Consider the following 19,364-nt stretch of genomic DNA (forward strand, 5'->3'; position numbering starts at 1 on the left):
CGGGGTACCGGGAGCAGAAATAGAGGGAGAAAATCTCTCTATTGGGCGTAACGGATTTCTGTCTTTCTCGTCACCTGTCAAGAACTGATTTTAGTGTTGAGTCCTCTTTATTATATCACTTTTGCCGGAGCTGGCCTCGCTATACCAAGAATTCACTCTTGCGAATCGATTGAAGGTACCTACTATATCAAAAGTCCTTGTGCAGCTTGAAGCAGAGAGAATATGATCTAGTGAGTGCTACCCAATTGGAAATAGAATACGAGGGATCGAATATGATCGTGCTGCACTTGTTAATCCTATATTTAGCGGTAGGTGTTCCCGTATGGGGATATTACTCCTATAAGAAATTTAAGATAGACATCTTAAGCCATCCCGGCAAAAGAATGACCTATTACCGTCGGACCGTTATCGAGCTATGGACTATGGCTGCAGTATTCGCGGGATATGTGTATGGGTCAGGAATTTCATGGTCTAAGTTGGGCTTCGGCGGTGCCGATTGGGGATGGCTCTCTATTTTGTTTTTTGCGGAATTAGTCATTTTTATTGTAGCCCCGCTTATTATGGTTGCTTTCGTCCGTGGATACAGAGAAACAATGGATAGGCAATTTCAGAGCATAGGAGATTTTTTACCAGGCACGACTCGGGAGAAGCGATTCTGGATCGTTATATCATTAACGGCCGGTGTTTGCGAAGAGTTATTATTCCGTTCTTTCCTGTTTTATTATTTGCCTCTCCTCCTGCCGGGATTGTCCGGGGTTTGGGTTATCGTCATTAGCAGTCTTATTTTCGGCTTGGGTCACTGCTATCAGGGGATAAAGGGGATTCTATCCACGGCTGTTTTAGGAGGGCTTTTTGGATGCCTGTATTATTTTACCGGCTCGGTAATGCTCTGCATGCTGCTCCATTTCCTGATTGATGCCAGAATTCTCGCTTTGCTTCCCCGAGATAAATCTGTTGGATTAACCTTATAGAAAACTAAGTCAAGTAATAGATCCGCCTTAGATAAGACACCGCAACACGGGTGTCTATTAGGTATGAAGCTAAAGAATAGAAATGAGGCTTAATATCTGAAATTTTAAAGGATATAATAGATCTGTGTTGAAGTTAACGGTGTGGTAAATACTGCTATGACCTTAGAAGAAAGTGGAAGGATGAAGCTTTTCTAATGCTGCGATATAAATTTAAGTACTTGCTCAAGAACAAACAGACACGACTTATTCTAATGCTTACCCTCGGTATTTCGATACTGATTACTTTAATCGGCCTATATTCCTATCGTGAATACAGAAATGCGCTCGATACCGAGCTTAATACGCCTAATGTGGAGCTGCTGCAGATTAATCAGGACGTCACCAATCGGGCTATGAGAGAATCCGATAACATGGCGGTCGATTTGTCCTTTCAGCCGGCGGTTATTAAATATATTGCTGCGGAGACTTCCAATAACGAAGCCGCGGTCAATGAGCCGCTGTCCTTGTTGAAATCCGCTGCTACGGAGCCGGACATCCATTCGATCAGCATCATTAAATTTAAAGATCAATCCGTTCTCTCCAGCGAGTTTGGCTACAAGGCCGCTTGGGAGGATGCTCCCGATTTTGAATGGAGTGCTTGGATCGATGAGATTAAAGAGAAACCGCTTTTAATCAAAAGAAGGCTTTACAACGGTGATAACCCAAAGTTAAGGGGGACTGAGCTGGTCTCCTTGGCACGGCCTATTGTTCAGAACGGAGAGATTAGCGGTGCGGTCATGATCAATCTGGACTATGATTGGCTGTTCTCGCAAATGTATACCCATTTATCGAATTATCAATTTGTGTACAACCTGGATGGAGAATTGATATATCCGAAATTGAACCTCCCCTTCACAGTGGCGGAAATGAATGAAATGCTTACTCTAATTGATGTAAGTCCCTTTGCTCATGTGAGCATTAAAGGTCAGGACTATATGGCCAACCAAACCTTCTCCAATGTGACCGGCTGGAGGCTGGTTTCACTGGTTCCTATGGAGCAGCTGCTCAAAAATGTGAAGATTGCCCGGAATATGATGCTGCTGCTGTCGTTCATTTCGATCTGTGTGGGCTGCTCGGGAATATATTACTATAATTTTGCCGCGTTCCGCCCTCTAAAGAGAATCAACAAGCTGCTTAGCCCCGACCAGAAGGCAGGCGGTCATGGCGATCTGCATGATCTGGAGCCTGTCATCGGGAAGCTTGTAGGCGATTTCCAGAGTAAGTCGCTTGTCGCGGATTGGAGCCTGCCGGAGCTGAGGTCTAAATTTGTCCAGGATCTAATTACACGGAGTATTGGAACACAAGAGACACATACGAAATGGGAGCATTACTTTCAGGGCTGGAAGGAAGGCTCCTTTGAGATCATCGTTATTTCTATTGATCGTCATTGGCAGTGGGCATCGGCCTATATGGAAGAAGATCAGATGCTGCTCAAGTATGCTATGAACAATGTAATCACGGAATATCTAGAATCTTCCTGGCGAACCGTAACGGCATCACCTCAGAAGGACAGTGTGGTGGTTCTGCTGCAATCAAAGACATTAGAGGAAGAGGCGCTTCGTGAGGATGCCGGGAAGTTAATAGAGATGCTTCAGGAATTATTGAAATTATCAGTGTCCATAGGGATAGGGTCCTCAGCCCCCGGTATATTGAATGTGACTCGGTCATACACGGAAGCCAGTCTTGCCTTGTCCTACCGTCTTTATGAAGGGTATGGACAAGTCCGTGACTATTCCATTATGAATCACATCCATGAAGAGAATGCTCAAGCGGCAGATGATTCCTTGAAGACAGAGGTGCTTCAAGCTCTTAAATCCTCCGATAGTGATACCTCTGTACAATGGATACGAAGATGGGCGGCCGAGATTCGAAAAAAAGCGATACAGCCGCAGAAGGTATTCCGTATGGTGGATGATCTGCTGCAGGAAATACTAACCCTGGCCATTATGGGGGGACATGCTCTTCCGCCGGAGCTTGCCGATTATACTTGGCATCAAGTCACTACGATGGATTTGTCTGAGATTGAAGAGATGCTCTGTCATGTGGTCACTCATATGTCCAAGGAATTAGGTCAGCATAGACAATCCAAAGAGTATCAGCTGGTTCAAGCTATGATTCAATATATGCAGAACAACCTTCAGCTTAATATCGGTCTGCAGGAAATTGCTTCTCATGTGAATATGGGCGTTTCCTCCGTCAGCACTATTTTCAAAGAAGAGACAGGAACGACGGTCTACGATTACTTAACCAACCTGAGAATTGATAAAGCCTGTGAGCTGTTAAAGGACAGCAGTCTGAAGATTGCCGATATCGCCCTATTGGTCGGATATCAGAACGAGAACAGCTTCATTCGAGTTTTCCGGAAGAACAAATCCATTACACCGGGTAAATTCCGCGAGAACAGCAAATATTCCAATGAGTATGCAGATCAGCCAAAACCGCGCCATTCCGGCGTTTCTGAAGACTCCGAGTAAGATTATACGATTGTTGAAACGCCTCCAAATGAGATACACTCCGATTGAGAAAAGATTCACAAAACCAACGGATGACGTTTTGGAGGTGAAAGCACAGGGAAGAGGGATCGTATGAAACAGATTACAAGGAAAGGCATCCGATCGATTTGGATAGCTTCCGGGTTAGTGGTTCTACTCTTAATAGGGATAGGATATCAGTATTCTGACCCCTTAGGCTCAGGCCCTTCAGATGTGGACTTCCCTAAGAAGCCCATTACTTTGATTGTTCCTTATGCTGCCGGAGGCGGTACAGATATAACGGCTCGGGCCTTGGCCAAAGCGACAGAGAAATGGCTCAGCCAACCGATTGTAGTTGTGAATCGAACGGGCGGCGGTGGATCTGTTGGACTGATGGAGGGCGCGAATGCTAAAGGAGATGGGTACACAGTTACTTTTCTCCCGGCGGAACTAACCACCTTGCCTCATCTGGGATTACTACCTATTACCTATGAAAAGTTTAAACCGATTGCCCAGACCAACTTTGATCCTTCCGCCATTACCGTAAGAGCAGAAGCGCCATGGCAGACCGTAAATGAACTATTTGATTATGCTAAAGCGCATCCAGGTGAGTTGAAAATGGGGAATGCAGGAACGGGCAGCATTTGGCATTTGGCAGCTGTAACCTTGGAACGGGAAACAGGTGTGAAGTTTGCACATATTCCTTTTGAAGGAGCAGGACCTGCTGTCTCTGCGCTCATGAGTGGATTTGTGGATGCGGTACCGGTTAGTCCGGCCGAAGTGAAGAAGTATGTGGACGAAGGAAAGCTGCGGACACTGGCGATTAATGCCGACAAGCGTTCAGAGGCGCTTCCAGCTGTCCCTACCCTAGAGGAGCAAACCGGTATTTACGTGGACTTCACCAGTACGTGGAGAGGGCTCGCGGTACCCAAGGATACACCGAATGAGATTGCAGAGCTGTTGGCAAATGCTTTTATCAAAGGGACGGAAGATGCGGAATTTAGGGCTTCTATGAAAATGAATGGACTCGGGCTGTTGGTCAAGGACGGTAAAGAGTTCGCTAAGCAATTAAAAGAAAGCCATGATTTGTTTGCGAAGATGATTCCGGAATTGGGGCTAAGCCGTAAGTGAAATGAAAGCGTACTTATAGTAAGCGAATCTCAGGAGAAAGAGGCTGCTGCAGAAGTGGTGATCTCCTGGGATGGGTTCAGTGCGCCTTCTTTAGGAAGAAATATGCATTTATGAATAATTATAGCTATTTATTTCATCTAATTTAGAAAGGTATGGTAAAGAAAATGAAAATTAAAAAGGCAATAGATAAGGTTCCAGGCGGTATGATGTTAATTCCATTGTTCCTGGGAGCTATTATCCACACAGCAGTTCCTGGTGCAAGCGATTATTTTGGCGGATTTACTAAAGGTCTAATGACGGGTACGGTACCTATTTTGGCTGTTTGGTTCTTCTGTATGGGAGCTGCTATTGATGTAAGAGCTACGGGAACCGTTCTAAGAAAATCCGGTACACTGGTATTAACTAAAATTGCTGTAGCTTGGGTTATTGCTATGATCGCTGTTCAGTTCATGCCTGCAGGCGGAATTCAAACCGGATTTTTTGCCGGATTATCCGTTCTGGCCCTCATCTCCGCAATGGATATGACCAACGGAGGCTTGTATGCTTCCATCATGCAACAATACGGTACGAAAGAAGAGTCCGGCGCATTTGTATTGATGTCACTTGAATCCGGCCCGCTCGTAACCATGCTTATTCTGGGTAGTACCGGAGTAGCTGTTTTCGAACCTCAATTGTTCGTAGGTGCTGTACTTCCTTTCTTGGTCGGCTTCATTCTGGGTAACCTTGATCATGACCTGCGTGAATATTTCGGCAAAGCTACACATACATTGATTCCATTCTTTGGCTTCGCTCTGGGTTGCTCTATTGACCTGGGAGTAATCGCTGATACAGGATTGCTGGGTATTCTGCTTGGTCTTGCTGTAATCGTAGTTACAGGTATTCCTTTGATCCTGGCTGATAAGTTCATTGGCCGCGGTAACGGTACTGCCGGACTTGCTGCTTCCAGTACAGCAGGTGCAGCGGTTGCCAACCCTATGCTTGTAGCCAATATGAAACCTGAATTCCTGCCTGCGGCAGAAGCGGCAACGGCTCTGGTAGCAGCCTGCGTAATTGTAACCGCCATCTTAGTTCCTATTCTCACTGCTTACTATTCAGACTACATGAAGAAAAAGAACCCTCCTGTAGATGTACCTCCCGTACAAAAAGCTGCGGTATAATAAAGTCAGCTAACAACTAAGCATCAAACTTATAAGGACTGTTAGAATGGCCCATGAGGTCATCCTAGACAGTCCTTTTTTTCGTACGCCGGAGTTTATTCCACCCACGGAATCAGCTTCGGCTGCTGATCTAGAATAGACATATATTGTTCCTTCCAGCCGTATTGTCCTTCGGGGTCCAGATGCATGTAGCGCAAATACTTTTCCATACGATATTCCGGTTTAGACCATCCCAGGTGCTTCAGCCGGAGATTGCTTAGCTGGTGTGGAAGCTCGAAGATATTCTCCGGAAACCGCCCGCAGTGCTGCGGCAGTTCATTCCACACATAGTGAAAATCCTTATTGTATTTAAGCAGAAAGGGACGGTAGCTTAGATGCGAGCGCCAATAGGTATCCTCACGGTAATGATCCTTGTTCCAGAAATCGTACAGGCGGAAACAGAAAAGTTCAACATTGCCTTCCTGTAATAAAGTATCTATCTCACCGGCGAATCTTTCCTCGAACATTTCATCCCCATCCAGATTGAGAATCCACTCCGGGGCTATCTTAATAACCTCTTCCCATTGCTGCTTGCGGAGCTCAATCTCATTGCTGAACTTGGAGATCTCATTGTGTACCATATGGACCGGAATACCCTTAAGGAGCTCTAGGCAGAGTGCAGCGGTGTCATCCGTGCTGCCGTCATCGATGATTACAGCCTCATCAATATATTCACGATGCGCCTCCAGGACCTGCCGCAGAAAGTGTGGACTTTCATTTTTGACAATCATGGTGAGTGTAAGCTTCGGACGTTTGCGGACGAGAGGGATGGGTAGAGGTTCAGAGGCAATTAGTTCAGGTTCCGGTTCCAGGATGTCGTCACTGTCCGCGGTTAAGTCCAATGCAGTGCTTTTGATAAAATCGTCTACTTTACTCAGATCACTGTCCCTATACAAATGTAGCGCGGGATAATGGGTGTCCACATACAGTGGGATGCCAAGAGCGGCGGCGCGGATACAGAAATGCCGGTCTTCTCCCCAATAAGAGATATTCTTGATAATGTTATAGGAGACACCGGACTCTATAGCATGCCTGCTGATCAAGGTACAAGCGCCAAGACCGCCGACCTCATAAACGCCTGGGATTTGCAGCTTTGTTAGAAAGTGATTAAATCTGTAACTGATCTCTTCAGCACTGAGCCGTTCACCCGGCAGACGCTCCCACTGGCTGTACTCATCATGCATCCATACCTGTGGCTGAAGGATCGTATTCGGCTGCCACTGAGTCCAGAATACTTCGGAGATGATATCCTTGCCCGAGGCGGCAAGATGCTCCAGCGTAAGAGGGTGCAGGAGGAGATCAGAGTCAATCAGGAATAGATAATCATATTTAAGCAGTGCGGCGCGTTGGATCATCATATTTTTGAAATTGGCCACTTTCCAGACGAGATTAGCGCTCCAAAAATGAGTGGTATCATCACGGATGTAAGGATCCCGGTAGCCGGAGGTCTGTAGAAAGACATTGTCGCGGTTACCCTTAAATTCCTCAAGCAGCAGGCTGGATTGTTCATCCTCATTGTCATCGATCAGATAGTAATCCAGTTCAATGTTATCCAGCTTTAGGCGAAGCAGCGAATCCAGGAATTGGCGTAGAATTGGCGGTTTCTGATGAATGGGACTGCCCAGAAGCACACGGGTTTTGATCTTCTTCATACTGTGCCACCGTTGTCATGTTGCTCGGTCTCTGTGGCAGTTTTATACCAGAAGACTGCAGTCCTCAGGTTGTTTTTTTGCAAAAAGTAATATCCGATACGACAGCAGAATTCCCCTCTCGGAACATCGTATTGGAACGAGCGCAAGGCTGCGGCTAAGCCTTTTTGTTCTTCGCCCAGCCCATGGTAACCATCGGCCAGTTTGCCGCATGCCGAGATGTTATCCTCAATCCAGCCTTGCTCTGTCCCGAGAAACTGCTCATAAAAAGAATAGCCCGTTCATACCTCTTATGATCAAGCAGCTCATTGGCAAAATAGTACAAATCCCGCGGCGAGAAGGTCTCCCCAGCCGACAATCTCTGCTCATATATGTATAAATTACGGTTACTGTCATGATGGAGGCCGCTGTGCGTTACGGCAATGTCGCTGTTCATAATGTTTCCGTTAACCTCCAAATATTCATGCGCGTCTCCAATCCAGCGAAATCCATTGCTTCTTTTCACCAGGCGGTCACGCTCTTGGAGTACATCATCCGCATCCGACCAAAAGATATACTCCTTGCTTGCCTGAGCGAAAGCATAATTACGAGCCGCAGAAAAATCGTCAATCCACGTAAAGTCGTAAATTTGTTCTGTATAGTTACGAGCGATGTCTTTGGTATCATCTGTAGATCCGGTATCGACAATAATGATTTCATCGACCAGATCAGAGACAGAGGCTAAGCAGCGCCCAAGAGTCTCTTGTTCATCCTTAACAATTAGGCATAAACTTATCGTTATCATCCAATCTCTCCGTTCCTAAGTAAATATGGGCTATATGCTACAATATATTTACTAAGATCTATGAACAGAAGAAAGGGAATATCCCAAGGCCATTACAATGGCTAGGAATATTCCCTTCTTTAGTTTGGCGCTGTATTTTAGTCGGAATTCTTAGATTCATTGCCTTTACCGCCGAAATTAAATCCTAATTGTCCATTATGACCGCCTACTTGACCTTTGATGCCTAAGCCGATTCCCTGACCGCCGCCCACTTGGGCATTTGCCTGGGCGCCAAGCCCATTCTCCCCGCCAATCAGCATTCCGGTATTGAATCCGGCGCCTTGGCTGAAGCCCAAATGACCGTCTACATTAGCATTGAAGCCGGAATCTCCGCCGAGCTGTGCCTCTGTATTGAAGCCGGCCCCTTGTCCGCCGCCCAATTGGGCTTTTGCCTGGGCGCTTAACCCATTCTCTCCACCAAGCTGCAACCCCGTATTAATGCCGGCACCTTGGCTCATACCTAAGTGACCGTCTGCGCCGGCATTGAGACCGTATGATCCACCGAGCTGTGCTCCTGTATTAAAGCCGGCCCATTGACCACCGCCTACTTGGGCCTTCGCCTGAGCAGCCAGCCCGTACTTTCCACCCACCGATGCCTCAGTATTGAACCCGGCACCTTGGCTGCTGTCCAGATGCGTTTCACCTTGTGCATGTATTCCATATTGAGCACCCAGATGGCCATTAGCTTGAGCACTCATGCCATTGTAGGCTACGTGTCCGTCTGCATTAAAGCCCAAGCCGTGCTTACCGCCTACCTCTGCTCCTGCTTTTAGGTTAAGCCCCTGCCCGCTGCCGATATTTACTTTTATATGGCCATCTACAATCTGCTTTTTTTCACTTTGGCTGTCCGGTTGCGAAACTGCCGGGCTGCTGTCTGAGCGGTGGAGATGGTAGTAATGGGAGTATGGGAAATTAATGTTTCGAGGAGTATATGGATAAGACGGCTGTCGAGCTTGACTGTTAGGATATTCATTCCCAAAGGTCATATGGAAAACCTCCATTATAAATTTGATTATACAGCCTATTCATAATGGAGTTGTAATGACACTCGCATACATAGCTAGATAGGGTATCTATAAAATTTCGGGATTTTCACGTTCCGGACGTCCACGATTAAGGTACATTTCGAGCCGAAGGTAAAACTTAACTGCACTTTGTACACTTATTTTGGGGGAATCGCCCAACAAAGTGGTTTTAGTTGTATTTAATGCAGCTATATGGAGGAAAGAACTCATTTTCCCCCTTCATTAAGGAATATAGTTGTAGAGAGTGCAATTAAAGCGCCGGCACGCGGAAAAAGCGATCTTTTAAGTGTATAAACTACAACTATCCGTGGAAGACACAGGCATACCTCCGAAGAAGCTTGTATTTGTAAGGCGTATGCCGCCGAAGAAGCTTGTACAAGTAAGGCATATGTCGCAGAAGCATCCTCTTCAACAACAAGACAAAAAAGCCGCTCATTGAGCAGCTTAAGAATGTGCTTGAAGAAGTTGTATAAAGTAGAAAGCTTAGGCTGCAGATGAATGCTGCCCTCAGTTACAGATTCAGCTGAACCTTCCGTGTTGTCAAAACACCATTCAGACCGGTCGGATCCGTACTCACTTTATGAGAAACGAATTGCTCCGCACGCTCTGACGTCCGGATACGTACCGGTTTGGTTTCCATATGTACCAGATCCCACATCACCTCGGCTACGGAATCGGCTGTTTGAGGCTCTATATTGCGTTTTAGAAAGGTTGTAGTATAGGCGTTCAGAATCTCTTTGTACTCATCTTCCAGAATTCCACCGGTGCTTGAGACATGACCCAAAACGGTTTTATTGAATTCAGTGGCGATCGCACCCGGTTCCAGCAAAGTAACATCGATATTGAAAAGAGGTTTATAGTAGGTGGCTAAGCTTTCAATTAGACCCTCAAGAGCAAACTTGCTGGCACAATAGATTTCATTGATAGGTTGCCCCACAAGTCCCCCTACACTGGAGGTCGCCACAATATGTCCATACCCGGCTTGACGCATCAGCGGCAGCGCGGTTTTAATCATCTGCATTACACCATATACATTGGTATCAAACACCTTCTGAATATCCTCCATAGGCGCTTGACCCAGCGATCTTAAATACCCGAATCCCGCATTGCAAAAAAGAACATCGAGCCTGCCATACTCGTTCTCAATAGTATCTATCACCCGCTGAAGCGTATCAGGCTTCGTAACATCCATTTCTACAAAATTTAAGTTGCTTTGGTCCCCGTACAACTCTTGGTCACGTTCCAAATTTCGAGTTCCCGCATATACAATCCAGTCATTTTTGGCGAAAATAAGCGCTGTTGATAATCCGATACCGGATGAAGCGCCGGTAATACAAATGATTTTTTGCATAGGGTAAATCCCTCCAATGAGTTGGGTTTTTTTATCCAGAATTCTCCACTGAATTATAACACACCCACGTTTGTGGATGAATGCAATAGGATTTTATACGAAAAAGGTAGAAATAAGGAGAAGGGAGTCGAATGATGGTGTATTTATGGTTGCTATAATGGATTTCGTTACTGTAGACTATTATAATAGGTAAGTATGAATTGGGTTAGTGAATGGAGAGAAAATATGGAAGTGTTCAAGCGTTATTACGCAAACTTAACGATCCGACGTTTTTCTATTCTAGTGATCATCGCAGTGCTGCTGTTCAGTATTAGAGATATGCTTAATTTGGTATTGCTGACGTTTTTGATTGCTTATGTCATGAACAGCTTCCAAGTGCTGCTGACCAAGCGGATCAATAAATACATCGCGGTGAACAGTAAGGTTATTATTGTCATTCTGTATCTGGCGTTAATCACCACGATTGTCTTTGCCCTCGTCAACTATTTGCCGAAAGTCTACACGCAGATCAAGCAGTTAACTAACTTTCTAGCTAATCTGACACCTGAAGATCTCCCCCAGAATGATATTACACAATATCTTTTCGGCACACTTAAGGATCTGAACTATCAGTCGTACATGACTCATGGAATTGAATACGTGCTCAAAATCAGTAATTGGGGAACCACCTTTGTATTAGCAACCATTCTAAGCTTTGTGTTTATCTTGGAGAAGAATAGAATTGTTAACTTTACCTCCCGTCTGAGAGAGAGCAAGATTTCATGGTTCTATATAGAACTGGAGTATTTCGGTAAGAAGTTTATTTCGTCCTTCGGTAAAGTTATCGAAGCGCAGATTCTGATTGCTTTGTTCAATACACTCTTTACGGTTATTGGGTTATCGATTTTGCACTTTCCTTACCTGTTCGCGCTTTCGATTATGATTTTCCTGCTTAGCTTAATTCCGGTGGTAGGTTTTATCATCTCCTTAATTCCGCTCTGTATTATAGGCTACAATCTGGGGGGTCTGATTACGACCGTCTATGTACTGGCTATGATTGCTGTGCTGCATGTTATGGAGGGTTATTTCCTCAATCCGAAGCTTATGTCTTCTAAAATGAACCTGCCGATGTTCTACACATTTATCGTCCTGCTGTTCTCCGAGCATTATCTGGGTGTGTGGGGTCTGATTCTGGGCATTCCGATTTTCGTCTTTTTCCTGGATATTTTGGAGATTAAGCGAGATAAATAATATAAATAAGATAAATAAGAACCCCCGGCCACTGGCCGGGGGTTTGTTTGCTCATAACACCACACTGGATCTTACGGGCAAACGGGGTTCTCCGTGTTCCGCCTATGTATCCTTATATACTAAATGTGGTAAGGACACTCTGGGTCACTATGTCCTTCAGCTCGGCCTTTTGCACTTCATATTGCTGAACAGTGATGCTCCCGCTGGCCAGGCGCAATTGAAGCTGATTAGTAAGCTGAGACACCTGTAAATTAATTACATCTGCTATATCCCCGTTATGTTCTGTTACTATATCTTGAAGTGACTTCCCGTCATACAAGGCTTCGTATAGTTCTTCGTCCGACGATTGATTCAGTGCAACCAATAGTTCATCTTCATCCGCTACACTGGTAGTGGACCATTTGGCGACCGGGCTTGCACTCACAGTAAGCTTACTCCAAGAGGTTCCCCCGAAAGACATAGCCACAACCATGGTGCCGACAATTACTACTCGTTTTATATTCATAATAAATCCTCTTTTCTTGATCTGGTATATACTCGATATGTTAAAAGCATTATTAGTGATAGGATTCTTGCTTAGTTCCATTGTAAAGGGTCAACCTGATAGAAACCTTAAACGTTCTTTAAAAAAAGATAAAGATTATAACAATCATCCTATGCGAAAAGGTGAACACACATGAATAAAAAAGTGCTGGTAGTTGATGATGAGCCGGGTATTGTAAGTGCAATTGCTTATGCGCTGCGGCGTGAAGGATATGAGGTAGACACAGCCGGGGATGGGGAAGAGGCGCTGAACAAGACGAGAACTTTTCAACCCCATGTCATTGTATTAGATGTAATGATGCCGAAGATGACGGGGTATGACGTATGCCGGAAGCTGGAGGACCGGGCGGACATCGGGATTATTTTACTGACAGTTAAAAATGATATTGTCGATAAAATTGTCGGTCTGGAGCTTGGAGCGGACGATTATATGACCAAACCCTTCGAAATTCGCGAGCTGCTGGCTCGGGTAAAGGCGCTGCTGCGCAGACTGGAAAAAAACACGGGAGAAGTCAAAACGGAGATGTTCCAATATGGGGCTTTGCGAATTCATCCTGCTCACCGAACCGTAGATTTAGGGGATGACAAGCTGGAGCTCACTCCGAAGGAGTTCGACCTACTGCTCCTATTGTTGTCTCATCCACAGCGGGTATATGCGCGCGAGGAATTGCTGGAGCTCGTATGGGATCTGGAGTATGCCGGCGGTACGCGGACGGTAGATATTCATATTCAGCGGTTGCGAAAAAAGCTGGGCGAGCCTTATCAAAATATCCTGCAAACCGTCTTCGGTGTCGGGTATAAGGCATCTCCGGAAAGGGAGTACACATGAGAGTCAGCATTAAGCTGAAATTCAGCCTTTTTCTTGCTTTACTGCTCATTCTGGCAGTTAGTGTGTTAAGTTATGTCGTTCTCCGCGGAGTGGAGAGGAACCAGCAGACTCAAACCGAAGGTTACCTGAACCAGCATATCAAAACCGTTAATTTACGGGTGAAGCAAACCTTTTATACAGGGACACGGCTTGAGCCGCAAGCGTTCATGAGTCAGCGGGGGCGGGGGCTTGCGTTGGAGCTGGCTGGTTTTACCGGGTTGGAGGTGACACTCTATGATGCGAAGGGCCTTCAAGTAGGCACATCCATTCAAAACGATCCGGCACCGGGGGATCAAGAGGTGAAGGACGCGTTATCGTATGCGCTGCAGAATAAGATCGCGTATCAAAGTAAAGGCGATTCACTGCTATATTTAGCCCCGCTTCAAGGCCCGGAGGAACAAATGGGGGTTGTTCAGCTTCACTATTCGCTTCAGAGCAATCAGGCCTTTCTAAGTACACTCCAAAATCTATTTTTGACAACGGGAGCTGCCGTTTTGGTCTTGAGCTTCATCATCGGCTATCTGTACTTTAATCGAGCGGTTGCAGCCATTAGGCGGCTGAAGCAGGCCGCGGAGGAAATTCAGCATGCCGAATATATCACAGCCCCGCCGATTAAGCGGAAGGATGAGCTGGGAGAGCTGGCGCAGGGAATCTTTTTTATGAGTAAGGAAATTGAGAGTAATATTGCTGCCAAGGATGAGGAACAACGCAAACTACAGCTGGCTATTCAAAAGCTGCAAGCCCTCGAACAGCAGCAGAAGCAATATATCGGGAACATCAGCCATGAGTTCAAGACACCGCTGACCTCTATCAAAGCCTACGTGGATCTGCTGAATATGTACGATGATGATCCCAAGCTGCTGTTAGAGGCCAAGGTCAGCATTGCCAAAGAAACGCAGCGGCTGTATGAAATGGTGGAGAAGGTGTTGCAGCTGACGGCGCTGGAAAAGTATGATTTTGAATCACAGGCCGAGCTGCTGGAGGTTTCGGAGAGTCTACGTGATATATGCGGACGAATGAGCGGCAAAGCGGAGCGCTACGAAAACACGATCAAGCTTGAGGTTGAACCGGCTCAGATCTGGATAGATAAAGAGAGCTTTATGCATATTTTTATCAATCTGCTGGACAATGCGATCAAATACAACGTTCCGAACGGGACCATTCATATTCATAACGAAATCAGAGACCATCGGGTGTGGATTACCATCCGTGATACCGGTATCGGCATCCCCCAAGAATTCAGGGATAAAATCTTTGAGCCCTTCTACACGGTTAACCGGGATCGATCCAGACAATCCGGCGGTACCGGGCTGGGACTGTCGCTGGTCCGTAATTTAGTGGAGAAACAGAACGGAACAATCACTTTACTGGAACAGGAAGGGGAAGGCTCGGCGTTTCAGCTTTCTTTTCCGATCAGAGCTTAGATTAATAGGTTTCTTCTCCCGTCGACAAAAGTTTACAAGTTGGAAACATGTTGAGATCGTTTGGAAATATTCATTGTATAAGATTAGAGCAACATACAGCACAAACGGGTAAGGGGGACTAGAACTTGAAGACTGCCAACAAAAGCAAGATGAGCAAGATGGCCCTGATCCTCATGAGCATAGTGAGTCTGCTGTCCATAGCCGCCTGCGGATCGGGAGATGCGGAAACCCGGACAGTCGTAGAGAAATCAGGACAAAAAATTACAGTGATGGATAACGCCTCGGAGTCGGTCTACACCCAGCTTAAGCTGGAGGGGATCGATAAGCTGGACGGCGTCCGCGGAATGGATTGGCTCAACGATGACACGCTTGTTGTAGATAAGGAAAACACCCAGATGACCGCTGTAACCGTTGAGGGAGAGAAACGTTACCCGCATAATTTCTATCTTCGCAACCTTTCCACAGGGAAGGAACAACCGTTGAAGGAGAGCGAGCAAAGTCTGGGTTTTGCGCTGTTGTCGCCGGATAAAAAAAACGTCTTCTACAAAGAGACCTATGAGGCTACAGGCATCGGCTATATTATGAACCTTGAAACGGGCGTTACTGTAAAGACAGGCGATGCCGAATTCATGACTACGGAAGGCGAATGGAGCGACAATGAGCATGTTATTTTTCCGAATATGGAAGGTGATATTCTTAAGGTCGATCTGAACGGCAAGAGTGAACTGGCTGTAGATACCGGGGTAACTTACGTTCATAATGTGGTGCAGTCGGGGAGCAAGATCTATTATGTCGCCCATGAGGACAGCCAATTGATCGCCTATGATACGGATAGCAAGCAGTCTAAGGTGATTAAAAAAGAGGTTATGTGGGTGATTCCGTCACCGGACGGGAGTAGATTGGCGATTGTAAAACGTACTGCTCCCACCGAGATGACTCTGTTCCTCTGCGATGATGAAGGCAACGAGCAATCTGCTTTGGCCTCAGGCACCCAAGTATTCGGCACCAGCTGGTCACCGGACGGGAGCAAGCTGGCCTACACGACCACTGCCGAGAATGGTAACGAAAACCGGTTGTTCATAACCGAAGTGGAAACGGGTGAGCAAACTCCGATTTCTAATGATATGCAGGCATCCGACAAGCTTCGCTGGAGTCCCTCGGGCAAGAAGTTGCTGACCTCCACAGCTGTGCTGAAGGACAATACTTATCAATTTATTGCTTATGTAATAACGTTATCTTAGGAGGCATAAATATGGAGGGTGCCGGACATCGCAATGACGATAAGTCCGGCACCCTCTTTACTTGCCGCTAATTCCCTGTCCAATTTCATTTGTTATTGGGGTGGTTTCATTGTCATCTAAGTTAATTATTTTATTAGTAGTATGGATATCATTCATGACAACTTCTGCTTACGTGCTTGCAGATACAAACCGTTCAACTTCAGCACCAACAGCAAGCTCTACAGAGATGCCTAAGCCACCACCGACAGCAACATCCACACCTACATCTTCACCAGTGCCTATAGCTTCACCTATACCAACAGCTAGCCCAGCAGACATAACAAAAACCGTTCTAATTTCGGCTATTGGAGATAACACCTTGGGTTACGATGATGATTTTCGTACAGCCGGGCGTTTCGATACGATTCTAAAGTCGGTGAAGACGGATTACAGTTATTTTTTCAAAAATGTTCACGGTATCTTATCGAAGGATGACCTAACCATAGGTAATTTAGAGACGACCTTCACTACTGCGGAAAAAAGAGCATCAAAAATGTATAAATTCCATGGTTTACCTACTTACGCCAACATTTTAAATGAGGGTAGTGTAGATGCAGTGAACTTAGCTAATAATCACACAATGGATTACCTCGATGTTGGCTACAAAGACACAATGAATACGCTCAAAAAATACAATATTCCGTTTTTTGGTTATAACCATCTGGCGATTAAAGAGGTAAATGGCGTTAAGGTGGGTATGTTTGGCTATACGGGTTGGTCATTTGACGGTACAGCTAAGGAGAACATTCGTTTATCTGTTAAGAAGCTTAGGGATCAAGGAGTGACAATCATTGTGGCTTCATTCCATTGGGGTATCGAACGTGATAACTACCCGAATGACACTCAAAAGAGTATCGCACATTACGCAATTGATAACGGAGTAGATTTGGTTTTGGGGCATCATCCGCATGTGATTCAAGGAATAGAGTTATATAAAGGGAAGTATATTGCCTATAGTCTGGCGAACTTTGTATTCGGCGGGAACCGAAATCCAACGGATAAAGATACTTTTATACTGCAAGTTAAGTTTTCTAAAAAGGGTAATTTGCCATTTGCAGCTACCTTGACTGTTATTCCTTGCAGCATATCTTCAGTGAATGATAGAAACGATTATCAACCGACTCCACTTCAAGGGAAAGACCGTCAACGAGTCATTCAAAGAATAAACAAATACTCTTCGAACGTAACCGTGAGTTAGTTATAGTCTGCATCATCTCAACTGCCTGGAGTACAGGCGGTTTTTTTTGCGTCTGGTTATTTGCTCATCAAAAAGGAGGCTGGGCGGGCGCCCGAGCCCCGATTGTTGTACTCCGTACAACAATTTCGCCCCCAGGGCAGCGCCCGAGCCCTGATTGTTGTACTCCGTACAACAATTTCGCCCCAGGGCCGCGCCCGAGCCCCGATTGTTGTACTCCGTACAACAATTTCGCCCCCAGGGCCGCGCCCGAGCCCCGATTGTTGTACTCCGTACAACAATTTCGCCCCAGGGCCGCGCCCGAGCCCCGAATGTTGTACTCCGTACAACATTTGACCTTTGTCCGGCATGTACATTAATTACATGCCGGAGTTAGCCTTTATCAAGTTTAACCTTCATTTCTTCCATTTGGTTAGTATAGATCTCTATTTGCTCTTTAAGGATCGAAAGAGACCGCTGTTTATCTTCTAGTGCGGACTGGAGTAGCTGCAGCTGGTTTCTGGCTTTATTCGCAGCGGCTTCTGACCGGCTAATTTGTTGTTCATACTCCATTTGTCGGTGTATAGGAAACACAACACACTCATGGCGGACACTTCCATCCATTTCCAACCGCACTGCGTTTAGCAGCACCGGAATTTCTTCACCAGAACTCGACATTAAAGTTAGGAACATTTCATTGACCTTAGTATTGAGCAGGATTAAAGGAGTAAAGTAGATCCGAAAGAAAATACGGCTGGAATTCGATAATATGGAATCAATAGACAACCCTCTTAATGCGTTGTAATCATAACCCAGTAGATCGAGCAGCGTTTGGTTTACAACCGAAATTTTATTGTCATCCAACAATGACAAATAACCGCAAGGAATACGGTTGAGCGTATCGTTCATCAACTCACCTAATTTTTTATGATTTGTCGTTTATATTAATATACCCAAAAATTCATGTATCAATTGTATGGTTTCCTCCGGATGACTCATATGGGGGCAATGGCCCAGCCTGTAAAGTTTTTCTTCATCAGGTCTATTAGTCTTGTTAAATCCTCTTTAGTAAAACCCCCGTAGTAATCAGAAAGCTTATTTTCGTAGAAAGGTGAAGGGCCTATTAGTACTAGGCGTTCAAATCGTTTAGGTTCACGGATCGATAGTCAAACAGAACGACGCGATAATCCTGTTCCAATGCTGAAGCGATCATACGCCACATGGTTTGACTGCAGCCAAAGTCTGGAGCGAAGATCATATATTGTTTACCTTTTCCTGGAATGTTCACGTTATTACGCTGAAGTACCGTTTGATTCACTACACGATCCTCTTTTCTTTCAGCAAGTGTTTGAATTGTTTAATATTAAATTTTTAATAAACATATTATATCTATTTTAATAAACTGCCCGGAATTCCTCTTCCTCAACCAAAGGTAGGTGGGGGATGGATAGGGCGGTCTTAATTTTTTCTTGCTTCAGAGCAACAAATAAAAAAGTCGTGCCTATTGAAATTTTTGCAGGAAATTTTGTACAATGGATATACAAACATTTGTTCTAAAATAGTTGGAAAGCGAGGTCCTGACTGATGGCAAACGACAAAAATGGAAATTACATTAAAGGAACTAAAAAAGAATTGCCAGAAGATTGGGTAACCTATGGCTTTTGTTATGCTGTGTTTCCAAGCAAAGAACAACAACCATGGCTTGAACGTTCATTCGGTTGCGAACGTAAAGTGTACAACGAGTATGTTGCTGGATTGTATGAGTACCTTGAATCTATTGAATACACTGGCGGACGCATTTCGTACAAAGTTCCAAACTACACGACTATTACTATTAAGTTTGATTTTCTTGATAAATCGAATGATTCTTTTGTATATAACGACGCAAAAATGCGTTTTACGGCAGCTATTAAAAAGTACAACGAGCAGTATGCGAAAAAACCAATTCAATATAAAAAATCAATTCGAAATAAAATCAAAAATGAGGGTTACATACCGAATGTTCGCGATATTAAAGGCTTACCTAAATTTCACAGTAAGAAGCAAGGTAAGCTAAGTTATACAACCAATCAAACAAACGGCAATATTAGCGTCGTTAAAAATGAAAACGACGGTTATTTGCTTCGCATTCCAAAGTTTCAAGATGGAATTGCAATTCATCTCCATCGTGAACTACCCGTTGGTGGAGT

The 19,364-nt window shown here is 45.1% G+C and carries 18 protein-coding genes; 10 read left to right on the forward strand and 8 right to left on the reverse strand.

The annotated features are described in order from the left end of the window. Positions 1-230: 230 nt before the first annotated feature. The 4 genes from J2T20_RS23800 (at position 231) to kdgT (ending at position 5,769) form a co-directional block, all read left to right on the forward strand. On the forward strand, positions 231-971 hold the full coding sequence (locus J2T20_RS23800) for a CPBP family intramembrane glutamic endopeptidase (protein WP_307592208.1): 741 nt from the start codon (positions 231-233) through the stop codon (positions 969-971). A gap of 194 nt (positions 972-1,165) precedes the next feature. Then, the gene (locus J2T20_RS23805; RefSeq protein WP_307592210.1) at positions 1,166-3,484 is read left to right on the forward strand and encodes a helix-turn-helix domain-containing protein; all 2,319 of its coding nucleotides are present in this window, start codon (positions 1,166-1,168) and stop codon (positions 3,482-3,484) included. A 111-nt stretch (positions 3,485-3,595) separates the two neighbouring features. Further along, positions 3,596-4,612: a tripartite tricarboxylate transporter substrate binding protein gene (locus J2T20_RS23810; protein WP_307592212.1), complete on the forward strand. Its 1,017-nt coding sequence runs from the start codon at positions 3,596-3,598 to the stop codon at positions 4,610-4,612. A gap of 164 nt (positions 4,613-4,776) precedes the next feature. After that, complete coding sequence (gene kdgT / locus J2T20_RS23815) at positions 4,777-5,769, forward strand: 2-keto-3-deoxygluconate transporter (protein WP_307592214.1); 993 nt, start codon at positions 4,777-4,779, stop codon at positions 5,767-5,769. 95 nt (positions 5,770-5,864) lie between these two features. Here kdgT and J2T20_RS23820 read toward each other — a convergent pair whose 3' ends face one another. The 4 genes from J2T20_RS23820 to J2T20_RS23835 form a co-directional block, all read right to left on the reverse strand. Then, a complete protein-coding gene (locus tag J2T20_RS23820; protein WP_307592215.1) occupies positions 5,865-7,460 on the reverse strand; it encodes a glycosyltransferase in 1,596 nt (531 codons plus the stop codon). Positions 7,461-7,614: 154 nt separating this feature from the next. Further along, complete coding sequence (locus J2T20_RS23825; RefSeq protein WP_373457851.1) at positions 7,615-8,241, reverse strand: glycosyltransferase family 2 protein; 627 nt, start codon at positions 8,239-8,241, stop codon at positions 7,615-7,617. A 137-nt stretch (positions 8,242-8,378) separates the two neighbouring features. Next, on the reverse strand, positions 8,379-9,266 hold the full coding sequence (locus J2T20_RS23830; protein ID WP_307592217.1) for a hypothetical protein: 888 nt from the start codon (positions 9,264-9,266) through the stop codon (positions 8,379-8,381). A gap of 550 nt (positions 9,267-9,816) precedes the next feature. Then, positions 9,817-10,656, reverse strand: a complete 840-nt coding sequence (locus tag J2T20_RS23835) for an SDR family oxidoreductase (RefSeq protein ID WP_307592218.1) — start codon at positions 10,654-10,656, stop codon at positions 9,817-9,819. 225 nt (positions 10,657-10,881) lie between these two features. Here J2T20_RS23835 and J2T20_RS23840 point away from each other — a divergent pair, with 225 nt between their 5' ends. Next, entirely contained in the window at positions 10,882-11,886 is a 1,005-nt protein-coding gene (locus J2T20_RS23840) for an AI-2E family transporter (RefSeq protein ID WP_307592220.1), read from the forward strand. Between the two features lie 112 nt (positions 11,887-11,998). Here J2T20_RS23840 and J2T20_RS23845 read toward each other — a convergent pair whose 3' ends face one another. Further along, positions 11,999-12,391 (reverse strand): hypothetical protein, encoded by a 393-nt coding sequence (locus J2T20_RS23845; RefSeq protein ID WP_307592222.1) that lies wholly within the window; start codon positions 12,389-12,391, stop codon positions 11,999-12,001. A gap of 171 nt (positions 12,392-12,562) precedes the next feature. Here J2T20_RS23845 and J2T20_RS23850 point away from each other — a divergent pair, with 171 nt between their 5' ends. The 3 genes from J2T20_RS23850 (at position 12,563) to J2T20_RS23860 (ending at position 15,962) form a co-directional block, all read left to right on the forward strand. Continuing rightward, a complete protein-coding gene (locus J2T20_RS23850; protein ID WP_307592223.1) occupies positions 12,563-13,258 on the forward strand; it encodes a response regulator transcription factor in 696 nt (231 codons plus the stop codon). Next, positions 13,255-14,721, forward strand: coding sequence for a sensor histidine kinase (locus tag J2T20_RS23855; protein ID WP_307592224.1), 1,467 nt, complete (start codon positions 13,255-13,257; stop codon positions 14,719-14,721). The genes J2T20_RS23850 and J2T20_RS23855 overlap by 4 nt, the downstream gene beginning before the upstream one ends. 125 nt (positions 14,722-14,846) lie before the next feature. Further along, the gene (locus J2T20_RS23860; RefSeq protein WP_307592226.1) at positions 14,847-15,962 is read left to right on the forward strand and encodes a hypothetical protein; all 1,116 of its coding nucleotides are present in this window, start codon (positions 14,847-14,849) and stop codon (positions 15,960-15,962) included. A 168-nt stretch (positions 15,963-16,130) separates the two neighbouring features. Here J2T20_RS23860 and J2T20_RS23865 read toward each other — a convergent pair whose 3' ends face one another. Next, a complete protein-coding gene (locus J2T20_RS23865) occupies positions 16,131-16,280 on the reverse strand; it encodes a hypothetical protein (RefSeq protein ID WP_307592227.1) in 150 nt (49 codons plus the stop codon). A gap of 40 nt (positions 16,281-16,320) precedes the next feature. Here J2T20_RS23865 and J2T20_RS23870 point away from each other — a divergent pair, with 40 nt between their 5' ends. Continuing rightward, a complete protein-coding gene (locus J2T20_RS23870; RefSeq protein WP_307592229.1) occupies positions 16,321-17,199 on the forward strand; it encodes a CapA family protein in 879 nt (292 codons plus the stop codon). A gap of 369 nt (positions 17,200-17,568) precedes the next feature. Here J2T20_RS23870 and J2T20_RS23875 read toward each other — a convergent pair whose 3' ends face one another. Together J2T20_RS23875 and J2T20_RS23880 are read right to left on the reverse strand one after the other, a co-directional pair. Beyond that, positions 17,569-18,084, reverse strand: coding sequence for a PAS domain-containing protein (locus J2T20_RS23875; protein ID WP_307592231.1), 516 nt, complete (start codon positions 18,082-18,084; stop codon positions 17,569-17,571). Positions 18,085-18,304: 220 nt separating this feature from the next. Continuing rightward, positions 18,305-18,493: an alpha/beta fold hydrolase gene (locus J2T20_RS23880; RefSeq protein WP_307592233.1), complete on the reverse strand. Its 189-nt coding sequence runs from the start codon at positions 18,491-18,493 to the stop codon at positions 18,305-18,307. A 266-nt stretch (positions 18,494-18,759) separates the two neighbouring features. Between J2T20_RS23880 and J2T20_RS23885 the strand changes: the two genes are divergently transcribed. Then, positions 18,760-19,364, forward strand: a 605-nt coding sequence (locus J2T20_RS23885; protein WP_307592235.1) for a helix-turn-helix domain-containing protein, incomplete at its 3' end; no start/stop codon positions are given.

The organism is Paenibacillus wynnii, assembly GCF_030812855.1.
In the GTDB taxonomy this organism is placed as follows: Bacteria; Bacillota; Bacilli; order Paenibacillales; family Paenibacillaceae; genus Paenibacillus_AQ; species Paenibacillus_AQ wynnii_A.